This window comes from Cupriavidus sp. 05N39, assembly GCF_056397325.1.
On record NZ_JBFTNE010000184.1, the window covers coordinates 1 to 6,871 of the forward strand.

Annotated in this window: 7 protein-coding genes; 5 read left to right on the top strand and 2 right to left on the bottom strand. The window is 60.7% G+C overall.

Annotated elements, in window-relative coordinates; genetic code table 11:
- From AC1DN0_RS39720 to AC1DN0_RS39730, 3 genes are all read left to right on the top strand, one after another.
- Window positions 1-566: JmjC domain-containing protein (locus AC1DN0_RS39720; RefSeq protein WP_477146537.1), on the top strand; the 566-nt coding region annotated here is incomplete at its 5' end.
- A gap of 63 nt (window positions 567-629) precedes the next feature.
- Window positions 630-1,088, top strand: coding sequence for a cysteine peptidase family C39 domain-containing protein (locus tag AC1DN0_RS39725; RefSeq protein ID WP_477144736.1), 459 nt, complete (start codon window positions 630-632; stop codon window positions 1,086-1,088).
- Between the two features lie 6 nt (window positions 1,089-1,094).
- Window positions 1,095-2,702, top strand: a complete 1,608-nt coding sequence (locus tag AC1DN0_RS39730; RefSeq protein WP_441627338.1) for a peptidase domain-containing ABC transporter — start codon at window positions 1,095-1,097, stop codon at window positions 2,700-2,702.
- A gap of 448 nt (window positions 2,703-3,150) precedes the next feature.
- Here AC1DN0_RS39730 and AC1DN0_RS39735 read toward each other — a convergent pair whose 3' ends face one another.
- Window positions 3,151-3,975, bottom strand: coding sequence for an alpha/beta fold hydrolase (locus tag AC1DN0_RS39735; protein ID WP_477111038.1), 825 nt, complete (start codon window positions 3,973-3,975; stop codon window positions 3,151-3,153).
- Window positions 3,975-5,285: an O-acetylhomoserine aminocarboxypropyltransferase gene (locus AC1DN0_RS39740; RefSeq protein WP_276290389.1), complete on the bottom strand. Its 1,311-nt coding sequence runs from the start codon at window positions 5,283-5,285 to the stop codon at window positions 3,975-3,977. The genes AC1DN0_RS39735 and AC1DN0_RS39740 overlap by 1 nt, the downstream gene beginning before the upstream one ends.
- 202 nt (window positions 5,286-5,487) lie before the next feature.
- Here AC1DN0_RS39740 and AC1DN0_RS39745 point away from each other — a divergent pair, with 202 nt between their 5' ends.
- Window positions 5,488-5,934, top strand: coding sequence for a CBS domain-containing protein (locus AC1DN0_RS39745; RefSeq protein WP_045240037.1), 447 nt, complete (start codon window positions 5,488-5,490; stop codon window positions 5,932-5,934).
- A 226-nt stretch (window positions 5,935-6,160) separates the two neighbouring features.
- On the top strand, window positions 6,161-6,871 hold a 711-nt coding region (locus tag AC1DN0_RS39750; RefSeq protein WP_477146538.1), incomplete at its 3' end, for an MFS transporter.

Consider the following 6,871-nt stretch of genomic DNA (forward strand, 5'->3'; position numbering starts at 1 on the left):
TTATTGGTGAGGTCGTCATTGCAAACGGTTATGCTGCTTTCGGAAATAGTGGATCTTTTGGTGATCATTGGGATACGCATGATGTTTTTGCCATCCAGCTGATGGGGCGCAAGCGATGGCTGTTGTATTCGCCCACCTTCACACTTCCTTTGCCTGGGCAGACGAGCAAGAACTACAAGCACTGCCGACCGGCGGAGCCAGTGCTTGATGTGGTTCTTGAGCCCGGCGATGTTCTTTACGTTCCACGAGGGTGGTGGCACTCCGCGACCCCCCTCGGTGAGCCAACGTTTCATATTGCCGCTGGAGTTCACACCATAAAACTGATCGACTACATAAAATGGATTTCAGAAAACTCCTTAATGGATAGAGAGGAAATGCGCTCGTCTGTGCGGAGTAATGCACTTTCTTCGCCGGTAACAGGAGAATTGCTCTCTGTTCTGGCGAGCGAAATGAGGAGCGAGGAAAACTGGACGCGCTTCATGAGGTCCGTCTCCGGCGAGAAACTCAGTGCATCGGGGATAGACATCTCAGGGTTCGTGGGACGATGGCATTCCAGGCGAACATAGAAAGCGACTTCACAGCGCTAGATGCGGGTTTTGCGCCGAGGCCGATCAGACTACTTTTTCCTCATGTCTACATATCTCCAAACCACCGCAACTGAATGCGGGCTAGCGTGCCTAGGCTACGTTGCTGCCCACCATGGGCGAGTTCTCTCGATGAACGAGCTGCGCGCTAGGTTTGTCGTCTCGATGCGAGGCATGAGTTTGGCAGACCTCGCACGGCTCGGCAGCGCAATCGGGCTAATAGCCAGACCGTTGCGGCTAGAAATGCATGAGCTGACGGAGCTCACTTTGCCGTGTGTGCTTCACTGGGACATGAGTCACTTTGTTGTCCTAAAGCGTCTTTCGCGCGGGAAACTGACTATCTTCGATCCCGCTTGCGGCGAGCAGCAGCTACCAATGAGTGTGGTGAGTAAACATTTCACCGGCATTGCATTAGAACTGTCTCCGGCTCCGGACTTCGAGCCAAGACTGCCCCATCCCGCGATTGGATGGCGTCAACTAGTTGGACGTCTCAATGGGCTGTGACGTAGTTTGGGGCAGATTTTCCTGCTTGCGGCTAGTCTTCAGCTTGCATTACTTATTTCCCCCTTATTTACCCAATGGATCGTCGATGGTTCCATTGTTTCTGGGGACATGGGGTTGTTATGGGTGCTCGTTATCGGGGCCGTACTCACTACCCTTATAAAGGTGGGGCTAGAACTGGCTCGCGGCTGGTTGGGTATCGTGATTTCCGTGCAATTCGGCACACAGTGGGCTGCTCGTGTCATGAAGCATTTGCTCCACCTGCCAACCCAGTGGTTCGAGGTGCGTCATTCAGGTGATATCATTTCGCGCTTCCAATCGACGCAGAGCATCCAGCAGACAGTGACAGGCAAGCTGGTTGAGATCATTTTAGACGGCCTGTTCGCGCTAGTGACACTCGTTGTTATTCTCGTTTACAGCCCAGAACTAGGTGTCATAGCTATTGGCGCTGTCATTGCATACGCCGCAATACGAATTCTTCCGCATGGAGCATATCATCGGTCAAGCGATGAAGTGATGACCCATGAGGCAAAGGCACAGACTCATTTCCTCGAGAGCATCCGGGGGATTCAGGTGATAAATCTGATGAGCCTTGAGGATGTACGTATTTCTAAATGGTTTAATGCTATCACTTTGGCAGCCAATCGGCGCGCAAAAAATCAAGAACTCGCCCTGTCGTTTAACGCCGGGTATAACTTGGTTTTCGGGATCGAGAGCATTGCGGTATTGGGTTGGGGGGCGGGTATGGTTATAAACGGTGTACTTACAGTTGGTATGCTAATGGCATTCATTTCCTATAAGGACGCATTTTCTTCCAGAATGCAGCGTTTCATCGATAACATCATGTCGGTTCGGATGCTTCGCCTTCACGTCGAGCGGCTTTCGGATATCGTGCTAACTGAGCAGGAAGAGACGACTGGCGTCATGCCCGAGCAGCTTGGAGAGTTCAACGATCACACGCCTCTCTCTCTGAAGCTGGAAAACATAGGCTTTCGCTATGGCAGCGGGAGTAATTGGGTGCTTCGGGATTTGAGCATCGAGTTCGTTCCGGGAGAACACGTTGCAATTGTTGGAGCCACCGGCTGCGGAAAGACAACGCTTGCAAAGATCATTTTGGGTCTACTGGAACCAACGGAAGGATCTTTGCGAATAAATGGAATTCCAGTACATCAATTCGGCCTTAGGAATTGGCGAAAAAAGGTTGCTGCTGTAATGCAGGATGATCAACTTTTTTCCGGTAGCCTGCAGGATAACATCTCCGGATTTGACGAGCACATTGACCGCGAACGCGTTTATGCCGCGGCGAAAGCGGCAAAGATCCATGACGAGGTGTTGGCCATGCCGATGGCATATCATTCCCTAACAGGCGATATGGGCAGTAGTCTTTCTGGCGGACAGAAACAGCGGGTGCTTCTGGCTCGTGCACTATATCGGCAAGCCAGGATTCTGGTGCTCGACGAGGCTACAAGCCATCTGGATGTGGAAACAGAGAGAGCAGTCAATGAAGCTATCCGCACCCTGACTGTAACACGCATCACGATTGCACACCGTCGGGAGACCATTGCGATGGCCGATCGCGTGATTGATATCACTGACTTCAGCGAACACGACCGATAGCTACCAATGATCGCGGATCAGAGCACTCTCGGAGAGATCTGGTTTTAGCTTCCATGGCCCGAGCATTGGTCGGATCGAGTTGGTAGATGCTCGCTACCTACGTCAATGCCCATCCTCGCTTGTCCGACCTCGGTAAACTCCCCATTTTCGCCTCCTGTCAGAAAGCGTGGTGCCGATATGCCGAGCAGACTTTCAAGGGAACAAACTTACCCAGCGGGAAGCAAAGCTCACCCATCAAGCCCAATGTTGTCTGCCGAAGCCAGTCTCTCGCAGAGGTAGCCCGTAGGCACACCGGAGGGGACACGGCCAAGCTGCGCACCAACGCCGAGAGCCTACTACCCTGCGACTGGTTCCTAGGCGCAAGTCGGCACGGCGCGGCGTGCCGGTTGCTCTCCCGCAGGCGAGAGAGCAACCGGCGGAGCGGCAGGCGCTCGCGATGCCGCCGCCTTCAACCAGCGGCGACCACTTTGCGCGCAAACGCCGCCAGCGCGTCCAGTACCTCATCCGGCCTTTCCCCCATCAGCGCGTGCCCGCAGGGCACCGTGACCGTGCTGGCCGATGCCATCCTGGCGGCGAGCGCCTGGGCGGCCTTGGGCGAGGTCATCATGTCCTTGCTGCCGTTGATGAACAGGGTGGGGCAGCGCACGGCGGCCACCGCGGCGTCGCCGTTGGCGTAGGCGTTGCAGGCGGAGAAGTCGTTGTGGAAGACGTGGCCTTCGGGGTTGCGTTGTGCCACGCGTTCCATCAGGCGCTGGCTGCCGCCTTGCATCCACGAGCCCGGTCCCGGCGAGGAGGGCTTGTTGGCGAGGCTGGAGTGCGACCACGCATTGACCATGGCGATGGCCTGGTCCACGCGGTTGAGCGAGGCGTCGAGCAGGGCGTCGGCAACCTTCATCGGGTAGGCCGTGGCGAGCAGGGCGATGCCGCGCACCGCGTCAGGGTGGCGGGCGGCCGTTTCCAGCGCGATCAGCGAACCCATGCTGTGCCCGAACACCAGGGCGGGGGCGCTCACGCCGGCCGCGCGCACCAGTTCGATCACCCAGTCGGCCATGGCTTCGACTGTCTTGAGCGGCTCGCCTTCGCTGCGGTTGTGGCCGGGCAGGTCGACCGCCAGCACGCTGAAGCCGTGGTGCGCGAACCAGCGCGTCTGCAGGGCCCAGACGCTATGGTCGTTCTGTGCGCCGTGCACGAATACGGCGCAGGGCAGGGCGGGGTCGAAGGGTTTGCCGCCGGTGTAGGCATGGGCCTTGCGGCCTGCGATTGTCAGTTCCATCAGGCTTGGCCTCCCTTGCCGCTCATGGCTTTCTCCGCGGCCTTGAGGCCGCGCTTGAGGTCGTCGATCAGGTCGTCCGGGTCTTCCAGGCCGACCGACAGGCGGATGGTGCCTTCGCCGATGCCGGCCGCCTGCAGCGCCGCGGCGTCCATGCGGAAGTGGGTGGTGGAGGCGGGGTGGATCACCAGCGAGCGGGCGTCGCCCACATTGGCAAGGTGGGAGAACAGCGCCAGGCTCTCGATGAAGCGCTGGCCCGCGGCGCGGTTGCCCTTGAGGTTGAAGCTGAACACGGCGCCCGCGCCGCGCGGCAGCAGGCGCTTGGCGAGTTCGTAGTCCGGGTGGGATTCCAGTTCCGGATAGGCCACCGACTCGACCATCGGATGCGACACCAGGAACTGCACCACGCGGCGCGCGTTTTCCACGTGGCGGGCCATGCGCAGCGGCAGCGTCTCGATGCCCTGCAGCAGTTGCCAGGCGGCCATCGGGCTCAGGCAGGCGCCGAAGTCGCGCAGGCCCTCGCGCCGCGCGCGCAGCAGGAAGGGCGCCACCGTGCTTTCCTCGGTGAACACCATATTGTGGAAACCGGCATAGGGCTCGGACAGTTCCGGGAAGCGCCCGGAGGCCTCGAAGTCGAACGTGCCGCCTTCCACCAGCACGCCGCCGATGGTGGTGCCGTGGCCGCCCAGGAACTTGGTGGCCGAGTGGTAGAGCAGGCCGGCGCCGTGGTCGAAGGGCTTGAGCAGGTAGGGCGTGGTGAACGTGGAGTCGACCAGCAGCGGGATGCCATTGTCCTGGCCGAGCTGGGCCAGGGTCGGGATGTCCAGCACGTCCAGCCCGGGATTGCCCAGGGTCTCGCCGAACAGCAGTTTCGTCTCCGGCCGGATCGCCGCGCGCCAGGCGTCGATATCGCGCGCCTGCACGAAGGTGGTCTCGATGCCGAAGCGGCGCAGCGTGTAGTGCAGCAGGTTGTGCGAGCCGCCGTACAGGGCGCTGGACGCCACTACGTGCGAGCCCGCGCCCATCAGGGTGGCCACCGCCAGGTGCAGCGCAGCCTGGCCCGAGGCCACGCCGATCGCGCCGGCGCCGTTCTCGAGGGCGGCGACGCGCTCTTCGAAGACGGCTACGGTCGGGTTGGAGATGCGGGAGTAGACATGGCCCGCGCGCTCCATATTGAACAGCGAGGCGGCATGCTCGCTGTCGCGGAAGACGAAGGATGTCGTCAGGTGGATGGGCGTGGCCCGTGCCCCCGTGGCGGGGTCGGGGGCGGCGCCTGCATGCAGCGCGAGGGTGTCGAAACGGGTACCGGACATGGCGTTAAAGGCTAGAGTTGTCTCCGGTGCGCATCGTAGCATCCGCTGCCGCCGGCGAGCACGGCAAATAGCCCTGGCGGCGCTGGCGGCACCCCGTGCTTTACTTGGGCGGCCGGTTTCGGCTAGGATCGGCGCATCAGGCCGTGCCGGGCGCGGCAGGCAATACACAGCAAAACAGTAGTTTCAGCAAGCGGAGACCATCATGAAAGTCAGCGACATCCTGCAAATCAAGGGCAACACGCTCTATACGGTGAAGCCGGAGACGTCACTGCTGCTGGCGGTCAATATCATGGCCGAGCACGATATCGGCTCGCTGGTGGTGATGGAGTACGGCGACCTGGTGGGCATGCTGACCTTCCGCGAGATCATCAAGACCCTTTCCGCCAATGGCGGCAGCGTCGGCACCACCAGCCTGCGCAAGGTCATGGACGATGCGCCGCTCACCTGCACCATGGAGACCGACGTCAACGAAGTCCGCCGCATGATGCTGGAGCGCCACACGCGCTACCTGCCGGTGCTGGACAACCGCACCCTGATGGGTGTGATTTCCTTCTATGACGTCGCCAAGGCCGTGGTGGAGGAGCAAAGCTTCGAAAACCGCATGCTCAAGGCTTATATCCGCGACTGGCCGGAAGAAAAGACCGATTGAGCCTCCGCGCCGGCGCGAGGATCGGAGTGCTTCCGGGGGGCGATGCCGTACGGCGGTTGAGGCTTGGTGGGCCCCGGCAGGGCGGGGCGCGGTCGAGATGCGTATTGCACGGTACCGCAAGCATCCCTTGCAATGGCATGCCCGCCGCCGTGCGAGCATTGTCAGCGACGTCGCCGGGCGCCCACCGGGCCGCCCGGTTCGCCGGGGTCACCTCTTTCCTGCCTACATGAGCCAACAAAACCAATTTCGCCTGCTCAGTGCACGCCGCTTCGGCCCGTTCTTCTGGACCCAGTTCCTGGGCGCGATGAACGACAACCTCTTCAAGGTCGCCTTCACTTCGCTGGTTACTTACCACACCGCGCTGTTCGAGGGCGTTGACGCCAAGAGCGCGGCGTTCCTGATCTCCGCCATCTTCATCGCGCCATTCGTGCTGTTCTCCGCCACCAGCGGCCAGATTGCCGACAAGATCGAGAAGTCGCGGCTGATCCGGCTGGTGAAGACCCTGGAAATCGGCATCATGCTGCTGGGTATGGCCGGCTTTGCCATGCACAGCGCGCCATTGCTCTACCTTGGCACTTTCCTGATGGGGCTGCACTCGACGGTGTTCGGCCCGGTCAAGTTCGCCTACCTCCCGCAGCACCTGGACGAGACCGAGCTGGTAGGCGGCAACGGGCTGGTGGAAATGGGCACTTTCGTCGCCATCCTGCTTGGCACCCTGCTGGGCGGCGAGCTGGCCGGCCTTACGCACGGCGAAAAGATCGTCGGGCCGTTCTACGTCGGGGCCGCGTGCGTGGTGCTGGCGCTGGCCGGGCGGCTGGTGTCGGCGCGGGTGCCGCATTCGCCGGCGCCGCAGCCGGACCTGCGCATCAACTGGAATCCGTTCACGGAGACCTGGCGCAACCTCAAGCTGGCCCATGGCAACCGCACAGTATTCCTG

Bases quoted from the DNA above. Each gene is read 5' to 3' on its own strand.
- AC1DN0_RS39725 (WP_477144736.1), top strand. From the start codon at position 630: ATGTCTACATATCTCCAAACCACCGCAACTGAATGCGGGCTAGCGTGC.
- AC1DN0_RS39735 (WP_477111038.1), bottom strand. From the start codon at position 3,975: ATGGAACTGACAATCGCAGGCCGCAAGGCCCATGCCTACACCGGCGGC.
- AC1DN0_RS39740 (WP_276290389.1), bottom strand. From the start codon at position 5,285: ATGTCCGGTACCCGTTTCGACACCCTCGCGCTGCATGCAGGCGCCGCC.
- AC1DN0_RS39745 (WP_045240037.1), top strand. From the start codon at position 5,488: ATGAAAGTCAGCGACATCCTGCAAATCAAGGGCAACACGCTCTATACG.